Origin of the sequence: Terribacillus aidingensis (genome assembly GCF_900215625.1) — a bacterium.
Classification (GTDB): domain Bacteria; phylum Bacillota; class Bacilli; order Bacillales; family Amphibacillaceae; genus Terribacillus; species Terribacillus aidingensis.
In genome coordinates, this window is sequence record NZ_OBEK01000002.1 from 112,581 (window position 1) to 133,514 (window position 20,934).

The window sequence follows — 20,934 nt, forward strand, 5'->3', positions numbered from 1 at the left end:
TTTTATAGGATGTAAAGGAGATGCTTGGGCAGATGTCAATCAGAAGAGCTACGCATACCGAGACACAAACAATCTGGAATTATTCTTTTAACGTTTTTAATGAAGCAACGATGGGTTACGGGAAATTAACAAGCGATAAAGTGCTGCAAATGGCAGCTTCATTTTTGCATAATGGCGGCTATTACCTTGTTCATAATGAAAATAATATTATCCAAGGATGGATTGGGGTAGCAAGAATAGTCGACTATTACAAGAATGATATGGCAGGATTTATATTCGAGATATATGTACTGCCGTATTTCCGCAAACAAGGAGTAGCCGAAAAATTGTGCGAAGCAGCGTTCCGGCAATTAAGTGCAGAGGGGCTTAATAAAGTGCAGTTAAACGTTTTTGCAGGAAACCGAGCGAAACACCTATATCAAAAACTTGGCTTCCAAGAAATCTCATCATTGATGGAGAAAAAAATAAGTTATTAGCGAGACTTCGACTTGTTGTCAGCCGCCAGTTTCATCCGGTTTAAAACTATTAGTGCGTGATACAATTTGATCGAAACATAAACAGAATAAATGGCTTCCAACTTGTTAAAGGGTGCATTTTTGCATCCTTTTTTGCTTTATAATAGACATGGGAAACGGAAAAGCAGTTAAAGATAGGGAATGGAGGAGAAGTTATGCAGATTGTCGAGTTAACAGAGATCGGCGCTTATGAAGAAGAATTGGCTAATTTGTTTCAGGAAATAGTTGCGGCAGGGGCTTCTATGAATTATTTGTATCCAATGCAGCATGTAACTGCCCTTGCGTATTGGCATAAGGTCCCCTCCGAGCATGTACGCTTATTTATTTGCTTACTGGATGGGAAGGTTGCTGGTACAGTACAATTGCATCTAAGTGATAAAGAAAACGGTCAGCACCGTGCCGAAATTGCTAAGCTCATGACACACCCAGATGCCCAGCGCAAAGGTATTGCAAGAAAGCTGCTGCAGCACGCTGAGCAAGCGGCCCGACAGGATGGAAAAACACTGCTTTTGCTGGACACAGAAAAAGATGGACCAGCGAATGTGTTATACCAGTCGGAAGGTTATGTATTGTTTGGAGAAGTACCTGCATTCGCACAGGATGCATTCGGCAAGTATAAAGATGGGAATTTTTATTACAAGAAATTGATTTAGTTTTCTAATAAAGCCAATTTTGCTAATGAATTCAGAGTAGTTATAGAAAAGGAAAATCACTCTCAAAATCTGTTAAGTGCGTACATCAGTTAACTTTTATACGAACAATACGGTATTTTTGAAGCTTGAAAATCTACTGTATTGTCCGGTTTTTTCGTGCGTTTGAACGGAAGCAGATAAAATCTGCATGATCAGCCCTTCTGTTTCTTCACAAATTTCCTCCACTCTCTTTCAAATGTTCAGCAGCATACAAAATTTAGCAGTGGTATTTATTGAAATTGAAATACTTTTATAAAAAATGTTAATAGTGCAACTAATAATAAAAGTGTTATCACGAAATATGATATGTGTCATAATAGACGCCAGTACGCAGGAGATACTGTTAACATTTTTATGATCTGCTTATGATAACGGATTTATGTTAATCCTATAAATAGGTCCAAGTATAGAATCGCAGCTGTAACAGTAGGATGCGGGTCTATTAACTTTATATTTATAAGCTATGTACAAAAAATCCACGGTTGGTTCTGCAAGGTTGGAGGTAAATTGCGTGTCTATTGTTATTGGAGTTTTAGGAATACTTGTTTTAGTCGCTGTTGCCTGGGCAATGTCAAACGACAAAAAACATATCAATTATCGCGCAGTCGGTATCATGTTGGCTGTGCAGCTCATATTAGCTTGGTTCTTGCTTAATACGTTAATTGGCAGAACGGTCATAAGAAAAATAGTCGAGGTATTCACGAAAGTCCTTTCCTTTGGACACGAAGGCATTTCATTCGTATTCGGTGACTTGTCCACAAAAGGTTATTTCTTCCTGAATGTTCTTATGATGATTATTTTTATATCTGCATTATTATCTATTTTAACGTATCTCAGAATATTGCCTTTAGCGATTAAGTATGTAGGCGGTATTGTGTCCAAAATCACGGGACTGCCGAAAGTTGAATCCTTTGTTGCAGTGAATTCTATGATTTTCGGTGATACAACGGCAATTATTTCAGTTAAGTCTCAACTTCATAAGCTGAGTCCAAACCGCTTGTTTATCGTTGCAACATCCTCACTTGTCGCGGTGTCTTGTTCAACTTTGGGAGGGTATTTGCAGCTGATACCACCTGAGTATGTGCTCGTCGCACTGCCGATAAATGTATTTTCCGGTTTAATTTTATCTTCCATTGTTGCTCCTGTCCGAAGCGAAGAAGATTATGATATAGATCTAAAAGAGATGAATACGGATAAATCATTTTTTGAAGCTGTTGGAAACGGTACCTTATTAGGTGGTAAGACAGCACTAATCGTAGGTGCCATGCTAATTACGTATATGGCGTTATTGGCCATGATCAACTATGTGTTCAACGGCTTAGTGGGCATGTCATTCCAAGAAATACTTGGGTATATCTTTGCACCTGTGGCATTTATTATGGGTATTCCAACTTCTGAAATTGTCAATGCAGGTTCTATTATGGGAACAAAAGTAGCTGCGAATGAATTCGTCGCCATCTCAGATTTCGTCAAACTTGTCCCTGACATATCTGATAAAACAGTCGGTATTATTTCAGCTTACTTAATTTCATTTGCTAACTTCTCCTCGATAGGAATGATCTTAGGGACTGTCCAAGCAATTGATCAAAAGCAGGCTAGTTTGCTTGCGAAAGTAGGATTGAAGGTATTGTTAGTGGCAACAATGGGGTCAATATTGACTGGTACGATTGTTGGGTTGTTTTTATAAGAACAGCATTATCTTTTTTCGTAAGCGGACGAAGAAAGTGTACCATGAATGAACAGTTTAATTAAAAGTACATCGTTTTTTGTTGAATGACCTCGGTATTGTGCCAAGGTCATTTTTTATATGGACCATTCAATACAATCACTTTTATCTAGTGTTTGTCTCTATGATAATCTTTACAGTAAAGAGCTTGGTATGTAACTAAAACAGTTAACTCTAAACACGAATAACCACAGAATAGTGTCTTAAAAGAGTATAGAGCTCAGTACAGGTTTCCTTTAACAGTTTAGCGCAGGGAAGCGGAGTGTATTTCCGGAGCGGGTGCCTACATACAGTTGATGCAAAAAAAATCCAAACGACACTGCTTAAACGGAGCATCGTTTGGATTTTATATTGCTAAAACACTATTATATTGTGTGTCTTGCAGTTAACTGCTTTATTTCACAGCTAACTTTTTCACTAAGCTTTCTTCAGGGGTGACATACAATGTTTTTTGCTGATCATATGTTACAAAACCTGGCTTTGCGCCATTCGGCTTTTTGACATGTCGTATAAGTGTATAATCTACCGGTACAGATGAGGATAGTCTTGATTTACTAAACCAAGCGGCCAATTTAGCTGCTTCTTCTAATGTTTCCTCAGAAGGTTCGCTTGATCGGATGACGACGTGTGATCCCGGAATATCCTTCGTATGCAGCCATGTATCTTGTTTGTGTGCAAGCTTCGTCGTCAAGTATTCATTCTGTTTATTGTTATGTCCGACAAGAATGGTGGTGCCGTCAGTTGAGGTGTACGTTTCAGGTGTAGGCAAGTTCGGCTTTTTGTTTTTCTTTTGCTGAGTTTTTGCTTTCAAATAACCTTGCTCACGCAGTTCCTCACGAATCTCCTCGACATCCTGCTCTCGGGCGCCTTCCACTTGCTGCACGAGCTGGTCGAGATAATCGATTTCCGCATTTGTTTTCTCTAACTCCAGCTCCACCATCGTACGTGACTTTTTCAATTTATTGTATTGCTTGAAATAGCTTTGTGCATTTTCGCTAGGTGTTTTGTTTGGATTCAGTTTAATACTTACCTGACTTTGGTCCGGATCATAATAATCCGTGACGACAGCTTCGGTGTCACCTTGCTTGATTTGGTGCATATGTGCTGTCAGCAGCTCGCCATTTCGCTGGTACGTATCCGCTTCTTCTGATTTTTTCAACGTATTCTCATGAATGGTAAGCTTCCGGATATTCTTCTCCCGTTCATTTTTCAAGAAACGGATTAAGTCACCTGCTTGCTGTTTCACGCGGTCGCGCTCTGCTTTCCCGGAATAAAACGCATCAATGAGTCCGCTCATCGTATCGTAATGTTCACGAGTCCCTTCAATAGAGCGTAAATCCATTACATAGAAATCTTCTTTTTTTCCTTTGAAGTATGTTGGCTCGTAGCTGTCTTGCTTCATTTTATCAATGAAAGCGGAAAACGCAGCTGCATATGCTTCTTTATCTCCCATATAAGCTTGTTCCGCGAGTTCGCCGGCTAAAGCAGGAGATACACCTTGCAGCAAGTTTAAAATCTGCTTGTGCATACGGCCGCTGTTGAAATCGAGCTTGCGAGCAAATTCCGCTGGATCCAGAGTGAATGGATTCAATTTCTCCTGACTTGGCGGCAGCTTGTACGTTTGACCTGGAAGAATCGTACGGTGCCTGTTCACACTGGAAGAGATGTGCTTAATACTGTCGATAATCATTTCTGTTTCATTATCTACTAGCATAATATTGCTGTGTTTCCCCATTACTTCCATGATGATGCGCTTGGAAGTTTTGTCACCAAGTTCATCTTTACTAATAAAAGTAAGCTGGATAATACGCTCGTTTTCATATTGCTCTACTTTTTCCAAAAAACCGCCTGCCAGATGCTTGCGGAGCAGCATGCAGAACATCGGAGGATTTTGCGGGTTTTGATAGGTATCGTCTGTTATATGCACCCGTGCGTAGCTAGGATGCGCCGATAGTAATAGGGCGTGATTCTTCCCTTGACTGCGGAAGGTAAGCACGATCTCCGTATCAGTCGGCTGGTATATTTTCGACAGTCGGCCAGTTGATAATGTGCTATCCAGTTCTCTAGCCATCGCTCTTGTTACTATTCCATCAAATGCCATGGTTTCACCTCATTCTCTGCTAGTATAGCATTTTATCGGACAAGCACGCATACATTTACACTAGAAATAAGAGGTGGAGGTATGCAACGTGCGATGGTATCAATTTTCTGCAGAGGAAACAGCCAAGAAGACAGGGTCTGATCCACAGAAAGGCCTGGCTACAAAAGAAGTTACACAGCGGCTGAAGCGGGACGGAAGAAATGAATGGAAAGAAGAGAAAAGCGCATCTCAGCTGGCGTTATTTCTTGGACAATTCAAAGATTTCATGGTTCTGGTGCTTCTTGCTGCTACTGTTATATCAGGAATACTAGGTGAATACATCGATAGCATCGCCATTTTGCTCATCGTCTTTTTGAATGCGCTGATTGGATTCTTCCAAGAAAGAAATGCCGAGAAATCACTCAGCAAGTTAAAAGAGTTAAATGCGCCAATGGCACGTGTACTGCGGGACGGCCAATGGAGCAGAGTGTCTTCCGCGGAACTGGTCATGGGGGATATCGTCTCGCTGACAGCAGGGGATCGGGTGCCTGCTGACTTGCGTTTAATTGCTGTAACCAGCCTGGAGACAGAGGAATCCGCACTTACCGGCGAATCACTGCCCGTAGCTAAAATGACAGAACCGTTGAACAAAGAACAGCTCGGTCCGCAAGATCAAGTGAATATTGCTTTTATGAGCTCCCTAGTCACTCGAGGAAATGGAACGGGCATTGTCATTGGTACCGGCTCCAACACAGCTGTCGGACAAATTGCAGAACTGCTGATTGATACAAAACGCAAACAAACACCGCTGGAAAAAAGATTAGAAAAGCTTGGTAAAGTACTAATTGTGATTGCTTTGCTTCTGACGGCGTTAACAGTCCTTGCCGGTGTTTATCGAGGCAATCCGCTTTATGACATGCTGCTTGCTGGTGTGTCGCTTGCAGTTGCTGTTATACCAGAAGGTCTTCCGGCTATCGTAACCGTCGCGCTTTCTCTCGGCGTGCAGCGCATGATCAAGCAAAAAGCCATCGTCAGAAGACTGTCAGCTGTCGAAACGCTCGGCTCAGCAACCGTCATTTGTTCGGATAAAACTGGAACATTGACAGAAAACCAAATGACAGTAAAAGAGATATTCTTAAGCGGAAACAGCTATACGGTAACCGGCAGCGGATATGATCCATCTGGCGGATTTTACCGAGGTGGAAAAGAATCAAATGATAAGGCACTCATTCGCTTTCTTCGCTACGGTGTTCTTGCTAGTCACGCAAAAATGATTCGTAAGAAGAAGCGTTGGCTCATTGACGGTGATCCGACGGAGGGGGCGCTCGTTGTTGCCGGAAAAAAAGCAGGTCTGGATGCTGACAAACTGACAGATTATGAATTTGTGCATGAAGTGCCTTTCGATAGTAAACGGAAGCGCATGACCGTACTCATCCGAACGCCTGAAGGAAAGCTGGTCGCAATAACCAAGGGAGCGCCGGATGTTTTAATTGATAAAGCTGTTTATGAAGAAGTTGGTACCGATAAGAAGCCGCTTGCTGCAAAAGACAAAAAAGTGTTGTACGAAGCCGTCGATCAGATGGCAGCGAAAGCACTGCGCACAATTGCGGTTTGTATTCGCGAATTTCCAGCCGGATATGAACCGAAAGAAGAAGAGTTAGAACAGAACATGACATTCATCGGGCTGAATGGTTTGATTGATCCACCACGCCAAGAAGCGAAGGATGCCATCATTGATTGCCGAAAAGCTGGCATTAAGACGGTTATGATAACTGGTGATCATGTGAAGACGGCAGCAGCCATCGCCAAGATGCTCCATATCCTTCCAGCCGGCGGAAAAGTAGTAGAAGGAAAAGATCTGGATCGTATGTCCGACGAAGAGTTGCGTACCGAAGTAGATAGCATGTATGTCTTTGCGCGTGTTACCCCAGAGCATAAGCTGCGAATTGTACAAGCGTTGCAGCATGTTGGGCATATTGTTGCCATGACAGGCGATGGTGTGAATGATGCGCCAGCTATCAAAGCAAGTGATATTGGCATCAGCATGGGCATCACAGGCACAGATGTTGCCAAAGAGGCAAGTGGACTTGTGTTAATGGACGATAACTTTGCCACAATTAAAGCAGCAATTAAAGAAGGCAGAACTATATATTCAAATATCCGTAAGTTTGTCCGTTACTTGCTAGCCTCGAATGTCGGCGAAATACTCGTCATGCTGTTTGCCATGATTCTAGCCCTGCCTATGCCGCTCGTGCCAATCCAAATTCTTTGGGTGAACTTGGTGACCGATGGACTGCCAGCCATCGCTTTAGGAATGGACAAAGCAGAAGATGAAGTAATGAAACAGAAGCCGCGTCATCCGAATGAAGGCGTATTTGCCCGCGGACTAGGAACAAAAATCGTCACACGCGGTATCCTGATAGGCTCGGTCACCATCATTGCTTTCATGCTCATGTACCAAGGTGATCCAGACAATCTCATTTACGCCCAAACAACAGCATTTACGACACTCGTAATGGCCCAGCTCATTCACGTATTTGACTGCCGCAGCGAAAAATCAGTATTTGCCCGCAATCCGCTCGGCAACATCTGGCTCATCGGTGCCGTTCTCATATCGATGATTCTCCTGCTCGCTGTTATTTATATAACACCGCTGCAGCCAATTTTCCATACAACAGATTTACTGCTTCGTGACTGGCTGCTGATTATGGGGCTGAGTGCTGTGCCGACTGTGCTTTTTGGGTTTATGAAAAAATAGATACGTATTTAATGAAGATCCGAGCTATGATGACATAGTTCGGATTTTTATATGTATATTTGTGAAAAAGAAATTGAACTTTATTAAAACGGTTTACTTTCAAGGCAGTTTAGTTAGAGTGAAGCTGCTTTTATCTACAGGGGAAGAGCGTGGTAATATAAAAGCAGCTGAGATGGTATAACATGGTGCTTAAATTTTCAAAAGACCTATGAACAACGAATTAATAAATACAACACTAGAGCAACCGGATAAATTGATAACTGGATTAGATGTTAAAGTAAATAGATTAGTAGGGATCTATACGAAATACTTCGATGAGTACCCAAGCGGTGATTGCTCAAATCATAGTAACAAATTACAACCTAAAGTTGGATCATTGAACACGGAAGAAGAGGAAACATTGGAATTAAAGTTCTTTCCGCTTGATAAAGTACCTGCTTTGGTTAATAAACAGCACGAAGACTCTTTAAAAGATTATCTAAACGACCGGGAGATTTTTATTAGGTAAAGAAGATAAAGTGCGCAAACAATGTATTGTGGTAAACAATTCTATACGAGTCTGCTTTGTTTTATAATCTTCCCACCCCCATCCTTCAAACACGACAAACGCCATTACATTTGATAAACTAGAACTACCACTAAACCGGAGGGGTTTTCTTGACAAAAAGTATGACAGGTTATGGCAGAAGTACGGCTTCAGGAAACAGCCTTACCGTCACAGCAGAGCTAAAGAGTGTCAATTCCAGATACTTAGACATTAAATATAAGCTTCCGAAAATGGCTTCCTCCTTGGAACCGAGTCTTAAAGATCAGCTGCAGCAGGTTGTCAGCAGAGGAAAGCTTGAACTAACGGTAGATATTGATGGGGAAGGATTGCGTAACAGGGAAATCTCCATTGATTGGGAATTAGCCGAGACATATATGGATAAGCTGAAAGCAATACGAAATGCTTTCGGAATGCGTGGGGATATTACAATTGATATACTGCTTTCTCAATCGTCCGACATCTTGCTGGAAGAAAAACAGCCGGAGCTGACAGAACTGCCTGATTTGATCAGTGAGGCGCTGCAAGGTGCGCTGCAATTGTTTATTGAGATGCGATCAGCTGAAGGAGCAGCACTCGCGAAAGATATCCGAAACCGAATAGCCGGATTACAATCGATGCTGCAGGAGCTTAAGGTGTTGCGTCCGCAAGTTATGCAGGCCTATAAAAACCGGGTGGAAGAGCGGATCAATCATTATGTGGACGGAGGGCTTCCGGAAAACAGCCGCTTGTATCAGGAAATAGCCTTACTAGCTGAAAAAGGTGACATTACGGAAGAAATTATCCGGTTAGAAAGTCATGTAAAACAGCTGCTCCATAATTTAGATAAAGAAGGCCCGATTGGGAGAACCTGCGATTTTATTTTGCAGGAAATGCAGCGGGAAGCAAACACAATTGGTTCTAAATCAACAGATGCTTCTATTAGTGTGATCGTTGTCAGCATGAAATCGGAACTGGAGAAAATAAAAGAGCAAGTGCAAAATATAGAATAGTGTTGAGTTTATTAATAAGTATAATTATAATGTATAAGATATAGTTTATTTGATGATAAAGGTATAATGATGATAAATCCTTTCATATGCAGAGCGGTTTACATACATTATCGAAATTTTTGAATGCCGTTCAACAGAGCAGTACAGCAAGGGGGAGAAGCAAGATGAGCTTACGATTGATTAACATCGGTTTCGGGAATGTCGTTTCCGCAACCAGAATAATCTCAATAGTTTCTCCTGAATCGGCTCCCATCAAAAGAATCATTACGGTTGCACGTGATGCAAACAAACTGGTGGATGCTACTTACGGAAGGCGAACAAGAGCTGTCATCATCACGGATAGTGATCACGTCATTCTTTCAGCAGTGCAGCCGGAAACAGTAGGGCAGCGTGTCCTGCGTGACGATGAACTATCTGAGGAATAGCTAGGAGGAAGCACATGATTGAACAGAAAGGAATTCTTTTCATCCTGTCCGGCCCATCAGGTGTCGGGAAAGGGACGGTAAGAAAGGCATTATTTGAACAGGATACACATTTGCGTTACTCGATCAGCATGACGACTCGTAATATGCGTCCGGGAGAACAAGATGGTGTAGACTATTTCTATAAATCAAAGGAAGAATTCGAGCGTTTGATTACGCAGAATAAGCTTTTGGAGTACGCGAGCTATGTCGACAATTATTACGGCACACCGCGTGATTATGTAGAAGAAACCTTAGAAGCGGGTCACGATGTCTTCTTGGAGATTGAAGTACAAGGAGCATTGCAAGTGAAAGAGAACTTCCCGCAAGGTGTTTTCATTTTCCTTATCCCGCCAAGTCTAGAGGAATTAAAAAATCGTATTGTCGGCCGCGGCACGGAAACACCAGATTTGGTGAAAAACCGATTGAATGCAGCCCGCGATGAGATTGAGATGATGGATGCATATGATTACGTGGTTGTGAATGACCAGCTTGATCATGCTGTTTCAAAGATTCAATCAATCGTGCAAGGTGAGCATTGCAAGCGTGAGCGTGTTGCCAAAGAATACAAGAAAGCATTGGAGGTAAACTAATATGATGTTGGAACCGTCTATTGACGCACTACAGGAAAAAATCAACTCTAAATACACACTGGTTACGTTATCATCACAGCGTGCCCGTCAGATGCAGGTTACGAAAACGACGAAGATCGCGAATCCGAAATCGCATAAATGCGTTGGTATCGCACTTGAAGAGATTCAAGCTGATCTATTGGAATTCACAGAAGAATAAACGGTGAGGATGCCAGGCGCATCCGATTGAGATGCCCTCGCGTTGGTGAAGACCAAGCGGGGGTTTCTTTCTTATTGTGATCAGGAGGGGAAAACGTAATGAATTTAGCTGGCAAGACGATTTGTCTAGGGGTTTCCGGCGGAATCGCGGCTTATAAAGCGTGTGCGCTGACAAGCAAATTAACACAAAAAGGTGCCGATGTTCACGTTATTATGACGCAGCATGCAGCAGAATTCGTGTCGCCGCTCACGTTTCAGGCATTATCCCGCAACCCTGTTTATACAGATACATTTGACGAAAAGCATCCGGAAAAAATCGCTCACATTGATTTGGCAGACAAAGCAGATTTGTTCTTGCTTGCCCCGGCTACAGCTAATTTGATTGGCAAAATTGCCGGTGGTATCGCAGATGAGATGCTCACCACAACATTGCTTGCAACAGAGGCACCAGTTTATATTGCTCCAGCTATGAATGTACATATGTATGCCCATCCTGCTGTGATTCGTAATATGCAGCAGCTCGATGCATGGGGATATCGTTTTATCGAGCCGGAAGCTGGCTATCTTGCTTGCGGATATGTTGGAAAAGGACGATTAGAGGAGCCGGAATCAATCATTCGGATCTTGGAAGAACAATCAGAACAAGCACAAGATCTTGCTGGGAAGCGGGTATTGGTGACTGCTGGTCCGACACAGGAGACAGTTGATCCTGTTCGTTTCTTTACCAACCATTCGTCCGGCAAAATGGGCTATAGCTTAGCGGAAGCTGCCGCCAAACGAGGAGCTTCCGTTACGTTAATAAGTGGTCCTACGCAGCTGGCAGCGCCAGCCGGTGTGAAGAGAGTAGATGTTGTCAGTGCTGAAGATATGCTGCAGGCAGTGCTGTCTGTATATGATGAGCAAGACATAGTCATTAAATCGGCAGCGGTTGCCGATTATCGTCCCGTTCAGACTTCGGACAAAAAAATGAAGAAGCAAGCTGGCAATCTGATTATAGAGATGGAACGGACAACAGACATTCTGTTTACACTTGGTCAGCGGAAACAGCATCAGTTCCTTGTCGGGTTTGCCGCAGAGACAGATGATGCAATTGCTTATGGCCTTGGAAAACTGGAGCGAAAGCACTTGGACGCAATTTGTGTCAATACAGTAGGAAAAGACGGTGCCGGATTCCAATCGGATACCAATGAAATTACGTATCTCAACAAGGAAGGAAAGAATCAGCATTTTCCTTCCAACACGAAGCAGCAAATTGCCCATCAAATTCTAAATGAAATTTTGGCCGACATGGAGGCAGATGAAGTATGAATATCGCGAAGGTTGTTGTGGACGTCCCGGCTAGTCAGACCGATCGCGTCTATGACTATCTGATTCCAGCAAAGCTGATGGATGTCCTGCAGCCGGGGATGCGTGTAATTGTTCCATTTGGCAACCGTCGTATCATGGGATTTGTTTTGCAAATCAGCAATAGAACCGAAGTGGACAAGTTAAAGGAAATACAGGAAACAATGGACTTGCTTCCAGCACTGACTCCGGAATTGCTCGATTTAGGTGTATGGATGGGCGAACAAACATTGAGCTTCCATATCACTGCCCTGCAAGCAATGCTGCCGCAAGCGATGAAGGCAACATATAAGAAAATACTTGTTCGGACTGGAGACATACCAGACGAGTTGCAGTCCGTATTCTCAAAGGATAACACTGCTTTATTTGAACAATTTGAGCAAAGCGGCGTCTCTTTTGCGATGCTGCAGCAAGCTATCAAAGCAGGTCAGGTGGAGCTTCGCTATCAGGTTAACTCTAAGGAAACAAAAAAAACAGTCCGCATGCTTGATACAAAGCAGACGACCGAAGAGCTGCAAGCGGAGCTTAGTAACGTAAATCCGCGGGCAATGAAGCAAAGAGCGCTATTAGAACATTTCATCGAAGAGCCTGGGCCGGTAGCGCAAAAGCAGCTGTTATCGATTTATCAGACGACTGCTTCCACTTTAAAGCCGCTACTCGATGCAGGTATCCTGCAGGCTTATGATAAAGAGATAATGCGTGACCCGTATGAAGATAGAAAAATAGAGCCAACAAAGCCATTGGAATTGTCAGATTCGCAAGCCCGAGCACTCCAGCCAATATTGAAGAGCATTTTAACTGAAAAGCATGATGTTTTTCTTTTGCATGGTGTTACCGGAAGCGGCAAAACGGAAGTGTACTTACAGGCAATCCAGCAGGTCCTGGACAAAGGGCAAGAAGCGATTGTACTTGTACCTGAAATTGCCCTCACGCCGCAGACTGTAAATCGTTTTAAAGGGCGGTTTGGCTCTGATGTTGCCGTGCTGCACAGCGCGTTGTCAGCGGGTGAGAAATATGATGAGTGGCGTAAGATTCAGCGCAAGCAAGTGAAAGTCGCTGTCGGAGCCAGATCGGCAATCTTTGCGCCATTTGAGAATTTGGGCATTATCATTATTGATGAAGAGCATGAAACAAGTTACAAGCAAGAAGATCATCCCAAATATCATGCTCGAGATATTGCCATTTTCCGCGGCAAGTATCACCACGCTCCTATTGTACTTGGCAGTGCAACACCTTCACTTGAGTCATACGCCAGAGCGGAAAAAGGTGTCTACCAAATGCTCGAACTTCCTGAGCGTGTCAACGATGCAAGTATGCCGGATTATCAAATCATCGATATGCGTGATGAACTGCATGCAGGGAACAGGTCCATCTTTTCTCGCGAGCTGCTGGATCAGATGAAAGAACGAATTTGTAAGAAGGAACAAACAGTGCTGTTCTTGAATCGACGTGGTTATAGCACCTTTGTTATGTGCCGCGATTGCGGTCATACAGTTGAATGTCCGCACTGCGATATTACGCTGACGTATCATCGCAGCAGTGAGCAGCTCAAATGCCATTATTGCGGTTATGAAGAACCTGTTCCCCATTTTTGTCCATCCTGCGAAAGCGATACAATCCGTTATTTTGGTACAGGAACTCAAAAAGTAGAAGAAACGTTAACACAGCTTCTGCCGGAAGCGCGTGTCATTCGGATGGATGTGGATACGACAAGAAGGAAAGGCTCCCACGAAAAACTGCTCGGCGCATTTGGAAGAGGAGAAGCTGATATTTTGCTGGGTACACAAATGATCGCAAAGGGCTTGGATTTTGAACGCGTGACGCTGGTTGGTGTTTTAGCGGCTGATTCCATGCTGCATTTGCCTGATTTTCGCGCTGCGGAGAAAACGTTCCAGCTGCTCACCCAGGTGAGCGGACGTGCTGGCAGACATGCGCTTCCAGGAGAAGTAATCATTCAGACATACTCACCGGAGCACTACAGTGTAGAGCTTGCAGCCTCAGGCGATTACCGGCCGTTTTTCCAGACGGAAATGCAAACGCGCAGGGTGTTTCAGTATCCGCCTTATTATTACTTAGCGCTGCTGACAATCAGCCACCAAAACCAGGTAAAAGCTATGCAGACAACACAGACAATCGTCCAGCTGCTGCAGAAGCATTTGTCTGACCAAGTAAGAATTTTAGGGCCTACTCCATCTCCACTGGCGCGTATCAAAGATAGATATCGCTTCCAGTGCATGATAAAATACAAAAACGAACCGAACCTTCGTGATGTAATCCGGAGAATTCTCCATTATTACGAAGACGCACGGAAAAAAGAAGATTTGCAAATACATGTTGATTTACAGCCGTATTCGCTCATGTAAGAAAGGAGTTATTTTTAAATGAAACGAATTGTATTCATGGGTACACCTGATTTTGCTGTACCATCACTAAAACAACTGACAGAAGAGGATTGCGAGGTAGTCCTGGTTGTCACGCAGCCAGATCGACCGAAAGGCCGCAAAAGAGTTCTAACCAGCTCCCCTGTTAAAGAGGAAGCATTAAAGCACGGAATTCCGGTTTACCAGCCGGAAAAAATTAAAGAAAGCTATGAAGAAATTTTCTCTTATGAGCCGGATTTAATTGTGACAGCTGCGTTTGGGCAGATTTTGCCCAAAGAGCTGCTTGAATATCCAAAATACGGCTGCATCAATGTGCACGCATCACTATTGCCGGAACTGCGCGGCGGAGCGCCGATTCACTATGCTATTCAGCAAGGAAAAGCAGAGACAGGCGTGACAATTATGTATATGGTAGAAAAATTAGATGCAGGCGATATGCTGCTGCAGCGTTCTGTACCGATTACAATGGAAGATCACGTCGGCACGATGCATGATAAATTAGCTGTATTAGGAGCAGAGATGGTGCATGATATTCTGCCCGACATTTTCGCCAATTCGATAAACCCTATTCAGCAGGACGAAACAAAAGTTACCTTTGCGCCAACAATTAAGCGGGAACAGGAAGTAATTGATTGGAATCGTTCGAATTGGGAGGTTTTCAATCATATTCGCGGCATGCACCCTTGGCCGGTAGCATTTACCACATACCAAGGCAAGCCATTTAAAATTTGGTGGAGTGAATTGCTTGATCAAACATACGAAGGAGAACCTGGACAAGTCGCAGCTTGTGAGCCAGATGGTATTGTTGTCATCTGTGCTGAAAACACGGCTGTTAAATTAACACAAGTTCAGCCAGCAGGAAAGAAACAAATGACAGCAGCAGATTTCCTGCGCGGTGTAGGTAAAGATATGCAAGCTGGAGAAAGGTTGGGCCAGAATGAAGAAGTATGAATTACGTGATACGGCAGTTACCCTGCTTTCCCGCATTGGGGATCAAGGAGGCTACAGCCATCTGCTGCTTGATAAGACAATTCAAACGAAAGGTTTTGACAGCAGGGATACGGCGCTGTTAACCGAAATCGTTTACGGAACTTTATCGTATAAATTGACGCTTGAATACTTTCTGCGTCAATTTGTTAACAAGAAATTAGAAAACTGGGCACGCTGGCTGCTTTTGTCTGCCTTTTATCAGATGTACGTATTAGATCGTGTGCCTGACCATGCGGTTATTCATGAATCGGTAGAAATTGCCAAACAGCGCGGTCATAAAGGAATTGCCTCCCTTGTTAATGCTGTCCTGCGCAATGTGCAGCGAAAAGGATTCCCGAATTTGGATAATATACAAGATCCTGCTGAGCGCATTTCCTTGGAGACAAGCCATCCGAAATGGCTTGTGGAGCGTTGGATTTCTCATTACGGCGAAACAACGGCTCGGGAAATGTGCGCCGTCAATCAAGTTGAAAAGCCAATTAGTGTCCGTGTTCAGCCTATGCTGACAACGCGCGAAACTGCAATGGAAGAGCTAACCTCACAAGGCTTTACAGTGCGTGCTTCGGCTATTAATCCACAAGGAATCATAATCGAAAAAGGGAATATCCTGAAAAGCGATCTGTTCTTGTCTAACCAAGTAACGATACAAGATCAAACAAGTATGCTCGCTGGTCAAATGGTAGATGCTGCACCTGGGATGACCGTATTGGATGCGTGCAGCGCACCTGGCGGTAAAACGACGCATATTGCGGAAACGATGAAGAACGAAGGGAAACTTCTTGCTTATGATTTGCATGCGAAGAAAGCAAAGCAGGTGAGTCAGAAAGCTGAGAAACTGAAGCTTACCATCATTGAAGCCAACCAAGCTGATGCTCGAAATTTGCAAGAGACACATGCACCGGAGACGTTTGACCGTATTCTGCTTGATGCGCCTTGTTCCGGACTTGGTGTTTTACGCGGAAAACCAGATATTAAGTATCACAAATCAGAGCAAGATGTCTTGTCGCTTGCTTCCATCCAGGCTGAACTGATGCATGATGTTGCGCCGCTTCTAAAAGTCGGCGGAAAGCTTGTTTATAGTACGTGTACAGTTGACAAAGCAGAAAACGAGCAAGTGGTACAAACCTTCCTTGCCGAGCATCCGGACTTTGAAGTTGATCCCGATTTTCAGCAGGAATTACCGAAAGCGGTACAGGATGCGCCTGGTCTAAGTTCAAATGGCTTACAAATATTCCCGCAAGATTTTGATACAGATGGCTTTTTCCTTGTACGTCTTGTTAGAAAAGCGTGAAAAATGTGGTAGGATAAATTTGGAGCAGCAAACAGACTGCATATAGATGAGGTGAGTAGCGTGAGAGGTTATTTCATTACCGACCGAGGCCAAATCAGAAGTCATAACGAAGATGCGGGCGGAGTATTCTCGAATGCCCATGCGCAGCATTTAGCTGTCATTGCCGATGGTATGGGCGGGCATAAAGCAGGCGATGTTGCCAGTGAGCTGGTTATATCACATTTACGACAGTGGTGGACGAGCGCAAGTGCGTTTAAATCTCCGCTGGAAGCGGAAGAAGCGATTCAACAAGCCATCAAAGAAATCAATTCGCATGTCTTTGAAGAATCCCGTCAAAACGACGAGCTGAACGGGATGGGTACAACAATTGTCGCCGCCCTGTGCACAGATAATTTCGTTACGATTGCACATATTGGAGATAGTCGCTGCTATTTGCTGAATGAAGAAGGATTCAAGCAAGTAACGGAGGATCATTCGCTTGTCAATGAGCTCGTCCGGTCCGGACAGATTACCGAACAAGACGCGGAAAACCATCCGAGGAAAAATGTCCTGCTCCGCGCACTTGGTACAGATCAGAATGTAGAGATGGATGTGCTCTCTATTACGTGGGATGCCGGTGATCGTCTGCTGCTATGCTCCGATGGTTTATCAAACAAACTGGACAAACAGGAGTTATTACAATACATCACATCGGAAGAAGATATTGAGAAAATCGCTTCTCAGCTTGTGTCTGTCGCTAATGATCGCGGCGGGGAGGATAATATCTCCTTAATAATTGCTGATTTGGCGGATGCACCAGTCCGAGAGGGGGCATAGCATGCTGGAAGGACGTACGCTGAATGAGCGGTATGAAATTCACCGCCTGATCGGCGGTGGCGGTATGGCGAATGTCTACCTGGGCCAGGATATTATTTTGGACCGCGAAGTAGCCATTAAAGTCTTAAAGCTGGAGTACGCAAATGATGATGAGTTTATTGCCAGGTTTCATCGGGAGGCACACGCAGCAACCAGTCTTTCTCATCAAAACATCGTAACCATATTTGACGTAGGTGACGAGGATGGCATTTACTATATGGTCATGGAATATGTCAGCGGTATGACGCTGAAGCAATACATACAGGCGCATGGGCCTGTTGTGGTACCTGATACGGTTGATATTATGAAACAAGTTACTTCTGCTATCTCACATGCCCATGCAAACGGGATTGTTCATCGGGATATAAAACCTCAAAACATCCTGATTGACAATTACGGTAAAGTGAAAGTGACCGATTTCGGCATTGCGACCGCGCTGAGTGCGACTTCCTTAACACAGACAAATGCAATGCTAGGATCTGTGCATTATTTGTCGCCGGAACAAGCTAGAGGCGGCATAGCAACGAAGAAATCGGACATTTATTCACTTGGGATTGTAATGTTTGAGCTGCTGACTGGGCGTTTGCCTTTTTCTGGTGAATCTGCAGTGAGTATTGCCTTAAAGCATCTGCAAAATGAAACGCCATCTGTCAGACGCTGGGCTGGGGATATTCCGCAAAGTGTCGAAAACATTGTGCTGAAGTCAACAACGAAGGATCCTTTTTATCGTTATATAAGCACGTATGATATGGAGTCGGATCTGGAAACTTGCCTGGAGCCGAGCCGGGCTGACGAAATGCGTTTTGAGCCGCCAAAAGAAGACGGGGATACGACGAAAGCAATTCCGATTATTACCGAAAATGATCTGAACAAAGCTTCCTTAGCAGATACGATTGTTCATAATGGAAATACCAATCCGCCGATTCAAACAGAAGAACAAAAGCCGAAGAAGAAGAAGCGCTGGAAAGTTTTTCTTTGGGTTATCGTGATTCTGCTAGCACTAGCTGCAGTAGGAGTTGGCGTGGTCTTCGCAATGACGCCAAAGGAAGTTACAATGGTCGATGTAACAGACCAGCCCTATGCAGATGCTGTAGACAGATTATCGGATTTGGATTTGCGTGTGAAGCGGGAAGTAACAGCATCAGATACGATTGAAGAAGGAAATGTTGTGAAGACAGATCCTACTGCGGGGAACAAAATTAAAGAGGGATCTAAGGTCACCATTTATACGAGCATCGGGAAGGAAAAAGAAGATTTCCCGGATTACGAGGGAAAGTCATTTTCTCAAGTAGAAAAATTGTTAGAAGATAAAGGCTACAAAAATGTCCGCTCCTACGAGGAATTTTCAGATGAACCAGAAGGAACCATCATCTCGCAGATTCAGCCGCAAGCGGGCACAGGGGTAGTGCCAGAGGACACCACTGTCATCTTTGAAGTGAGCAAAGGGCCGGAAGCTGTCACGCTGACGGATCTTTCCGGAATGACAGAAGATGAGGCACAATCCTATTTGGATAAAAACAATCTGAATGGCAGCTTCATTGAGCAGCCATCTGATGAAGTAGAAAAAGGAGTTGTCATCCGCCAAGAGCCGGCTGCTGGGAATTCTGTCGAAGAAAATGGCAGTGTGGATGTATATGTCTCTACTGGACCGGAAAACCTGCCGCCTGCAACGCATACTGTGACATTTACTGTGCCGTACAAGCCAGCTGAACCTGAACCTGAAACAGGGGATGGGGCAGGTGAAGCAACAGCAGAAGAGCAGGAGCCGGTGGCGCAGCAGGTGCGGATTTATGTCGGGGATGCAGATCACGATATAACGGAACTTTATGACGAGCGGTCGATCACGGCAGACGAAGAAGTAACGCTCCGTTTAAGTATTCCAGCAGGCGGAGAAGCCGAGTACCGGGTGATGCGTGATGATGAAGTATATTTAGAAGAAACGGTACCGTATGAAGACAGGGAAGGTGAATAGATGCCAGCAGGAAAGATTATGAAAGCACTGAGCGGTTTTTATTATGTGCTTACAGCAGAAGGAGAAACCTACCAATGCCGCGGCAGAGGCGTTTTCCGTAAACAGAAAATCACACCTTTAGTTGGAGATGAAGTAGAATTCGAAGCAGAAACGAAACTGGAAGGCTATGTGCATGATGTACGGCCGCGCAAGAATGAACTTGTAAGGCCTCCAATTGCCAATATTGATCAAGCAATTATCGTGACTTCTGCTGCACAGCCTGATTTCAGTACAGTACTGCTGGACCGCTTTCTTGTATTGGTGGAATCCAAGCATATTGACCCGGTTATTTTTATTACGAAGATTGATATGCTGTCAGAGGACGAGCTTGCAAAACTAGAGACTTTTAAGCAGGATTATGAAAAAATCGGCTATCCTGTCGAGATGTTATCGTCAAAAGAAGAAACGAATCTGGAACAAGTGAAACATCATATGAAAGACAAAATATCGGTTATTGCCGGACAGTCAGGTGTCGGAAAGTCTTCCATGCTGAATGCAATTGATCCGCGCTTGGAATTGGAAACCAAAGAAATTTCCGAAAGTCTGGGTCGCGGGCGTCATACGACAAGGCATGTGGAGCTTATCCCAATCGGTGGCGGACTTGTTGCTGACACGCCTGGATTTAGTTCGCTTGAATTTACCGAGATTGAATCTGAAGAGCTTCCTTCTTGTTTTCCGGAATTCAGAGAACGAGAGGAAGGCTGTAAATTTCGAGGCTGTATGCATCACCGGGAACCGAAATGTGCAGTGAAGCAAGCGGTAGAAGATGGGGATATACCAGAATATCGCTATACGCATTATTTGCAATTCCTGGAAGAAATCAAATCAAGAAAGCCGAGGTATTAACGATGACAAAAATCGCACCATCAATTCTTTCAGCTGATTTTGCAAGTTTAGGAAATGAAATTAAAGATGTGGAAAAAGGCGGAGCAGATTATATCCATGTAGATGTTATGGATGGTCATTTTGTACCGAACATTACCATCGGACCGCTGATTGTCGAAGCAATCCGTCCGGTAACAAAGCTGCCTCTTGATGTTCACCTGATGATTGAAAATCCAGACAGCTATATCGAAACATTCGCAAAAGCAGGCGCTGATATTATTACTGTGCATCAAGAAGCTTGTATCCACCTTCACCGTACGATTATGTTAATCAAAGAACAAGGCGTGAAAGCAGGTGTTGTCTTAAATCCTGCGACACCTGTCAGTTTGATTGAAGAAATACTTCCAGAATTAGATATGGTTCTCTTGATGACAGTTAATCCAGGCTTTGGAGGACAGAAGTTCATTTCGTCTGTATTGAAGAAAGTGGAGGAGCTTTCCCGGCTCCGCGCAGCCTTGGAGCTTGATTTCGAAATTGAAATTGACGGCGGTGTGAACGCAGAAACAGCAAAATTATGTACAGATGCCGGAGCGGATGTATTAGTTGCAGGCAGTGCTGTTTATGGCAAAGAAGACAGAGCAGCAGCGATTGCAGCAATTCGGGAAGCGGCTGAATAAG

17 protein-coding genes and 1 pseudogene are annotated in these 20,934 nt (G+C 44.0%); 17 read left to right on the forward strand and 1 reads right to left on the reverse strand.

Annotation, left to right across the window (positions count from 1 at the left end; translation table 11 throughout):
• The first annotated feature begins 32 nt into the window (after positions 1-32).
• From CRO17_RS05950 to CRO17_RS05960, 3 genes are all read left to right on the forward strand, one after another.
• Positions 33-476 (forward strand): GNAT family N-acetyltransferase, encoded by a 444-nt coding sequence (locus CRO17_RS05950; protein ID WP_097041914.1) that lies wholly within the window; start codon positions 33-35, stop codon positions 474-476.
• A 194-nt stretch (positions 477-670) separates the two neighbouring features.
• On the forward strand, positions 671-1,168 hold the full coding sequence (locus CRO17_RS05955) for a GNAT family N-acetyltransferase (RefSeq protein WP_097040332.1): 498 nt from the start codon (positions 671-673) through the stop codon (positions 1,166-1,168).
• A gap of 550 nt (positions 1,169-1,718) precedes the next feature.
• A complete protein-coding gene (locus tag CRO17_RS05960; RefSeq protein ID WP_097040334.1) occupies positions 1,719-2,894 on the forward strand; it encodes a NupC/NupG family nucleoside CNT transporter in 1,176 nt (391 codons plus the stop codon).
• Between the two features lie 433 nt (positions 2,895-3,327).
• Here CRO17_RS05960 and CRO17_RS05965 read toward each other — a convergent pair whose 3' ends face one another.
• A complete protein-coding gene (locus CRO17_RS05965; RefSeq protein ID WP_097040336.1) occupies positions 3,328-5,034 on the reverse strand; it encodes an Rqc2 family fibronectin-binding protein in 1,707 nt (568 codons plus the stop codon).
• A gap of 88 nt (positions 5,035-5,122) precedes the next feature.
• On the opposite strand from CRO17_RS05965, the gene CRO17_RS05970 reads away from it, so the two are divergent.
• The 14 genes and pseudogenes from CRO17_RS05970 (at position 5,123) to rpe (ending at position 20,933) form a co-directional block, all read left to right on the forward strand.
• On the forward strand, positions 5,123-7,771 hold the full coding sequence (locus CRO17_RS05970) for a cation-translocating P-type ATPase (protein ID WP_097040337.1): 2,649 nt from the start codon (positions 5,123-5,125) through the stop codon (positions 7,769-7,771).
• Between the two features lie 391 nt (positions 7,772-8,162).
• Positions 8,163-8,279 (forward strand): annotated as a pseudogene (locus tag CRO17_RS18015) (NUDIX hydrolase); the annotation flags it as partial.
• 149 nt (positions 8,280-8,428) lie between these two features.
• Positions 8,429-9,307: a YicC/YloC family endoribonuclease gene (locus tag CRO17_RS05980; protein WP_097040340.1), complete on the forward strand. Its 879-nt coding sequence runs from the start codon at positions 8,429-8,431 to the stop codon at positions 9,305-9,307.
• Between the two features lie 164 nt (positions 9,308-9,471).
• On the forward strand, positions 9,472-9,732 hold the full coding sequence (remA, locus tag CRO17_RS05985; RefSeq protein ID WP_038560050.1) for an extracellular matrix/biofilm regulator RemA: 261 nt from the start codon (positions 9,472-9,474) through the stop codon (positions 9,730-9,732).
• A gap of 14 nt (positions 9,733-9,746) precedes the next feature.
• The gene (gene gmk, locus CRO17_RS05990) at positions 9,747-10,361 is read left to right on the forward strand and encodes a guanylate kinase (RefSeq protein WP_097040342.1); all 615 of its coding nucleotides are present in this window, start codon (positions 9,747-9,749) and stop codon (positions 10,359-10,361) included.
• Positions 10,362-10,365: 4 nt separating this feature from the next.
• On the forward strand, positions 10,366-10,560 hold the full coding sequence (rpoZ, locus tag CRO17_RS05995) for a DNA-directed RNA polymerase subunit omega (RefSeq protein ID WP_097041916.1): 195 nt from the start codon (positions 10,366-10,368) through the stop codon (positions 10,558-10,560).
• 98 nt (positions 10,561-10,658) lie between these two features.
• Entirely contained in the window at positions 10,659-11,867 is a 1,209-nt protein-coding gene (coaBC, locus tag CRO17_RS06000) for a bifunctional phosphopantothenoylcysteine decarboxylase/phosphopantothenate--cysteine ligase CoaBC (RefSeq protein WP_097040344.1), read from the forward strand.
• Entirely contained in the window at positions 11,864-14,266 is a 2,403-nt protein-coding gene (gene priA / locus CRO17_RS06005; RefSeq protein ID WP_097040346.1) for a primosomal protein N', read from the forward strand. The genes coaBC and priA overlap by 4 nt, the downstream gene beginning before the upstream one ends.
• 18 nt (positions 14,267-14,284) lie before the next feature.
• Complete coding sequence (gene fmt, locus CRO17_RS06010; RefSeq protein WP_097040347.1) at positions 14,285-15,235, forward strand: methionyl-tRNA formyltransferase; 951 nt, start codon at positions 14,285-14,287, stop codon at positions 15,233-15,235.
• The gene (rsmB, locus tag CRO17_RS06015; protein ID WP_097040349.1) at positions 15,222-16,565 is read left to right on the forward strand and encodes a 16S rRNA (cytosine(967)-C(5))-methyltransferase RsmB; all 1,344 of its coding nucleotides are present in this window, start codon (positions 15,222-15,224) and stop codon (positions 16,563-16,565) included. Before fmt ends, rsmB begins: the two co-directional genes overlap by 14 nt.
• A 60-nt stretch (positions 16,566-16,625) precedes the next feature.
• Entirely contained in the window at positions 16,626-17,381 is a 756-nt protein-coding gene (locus CRO17_RS06020; protein ID WP_097040351.1) for a Stp1/IreP family PP2C-type Ser/Thr phosphatase, read from the forward strand.
• A 1-nt stretch (position 17,382) separates the two neighbouring features.
• Positions 17,383-19,392: a Stk1 family PASTA domain-containing Ser/Thr kinase gene (pknB, locus tag CRO17_RS06025; protein WP_097040353.1), complete on the forward strand. Its 2,010-nt coding sequence runs from the start codon at positions 17,383-17,385 to the stop codon at positions 19,390-19,392.
• The gene (gene rsgA, locus CRO17_RS06030; RefSeq protein WP_097040354.1) at positions 19,393-20,277 is read left to right on the forward strand and encodes a ribosome small subunit-dependent GTPase A; all 885 of its coding nucleotides are present in this window, start codon (positions 19,393-19,395) and stop codon (positions 20,275-20,277) included.
• A gap of 2 nt (positions 20,278-20,279) precedes the next feature.
• Entirely contained in the window at positions 20,280-20,933 is a 654-nt protein-coding gene (gene rpe, locus CRO17_RS06035; protein WP_097040357.1) for a ribulose-phosphate 3-epimerase, read from the forward strand.
• The last annotated feature ends 1 nt before the right edge of the window (position 20,934 follow it).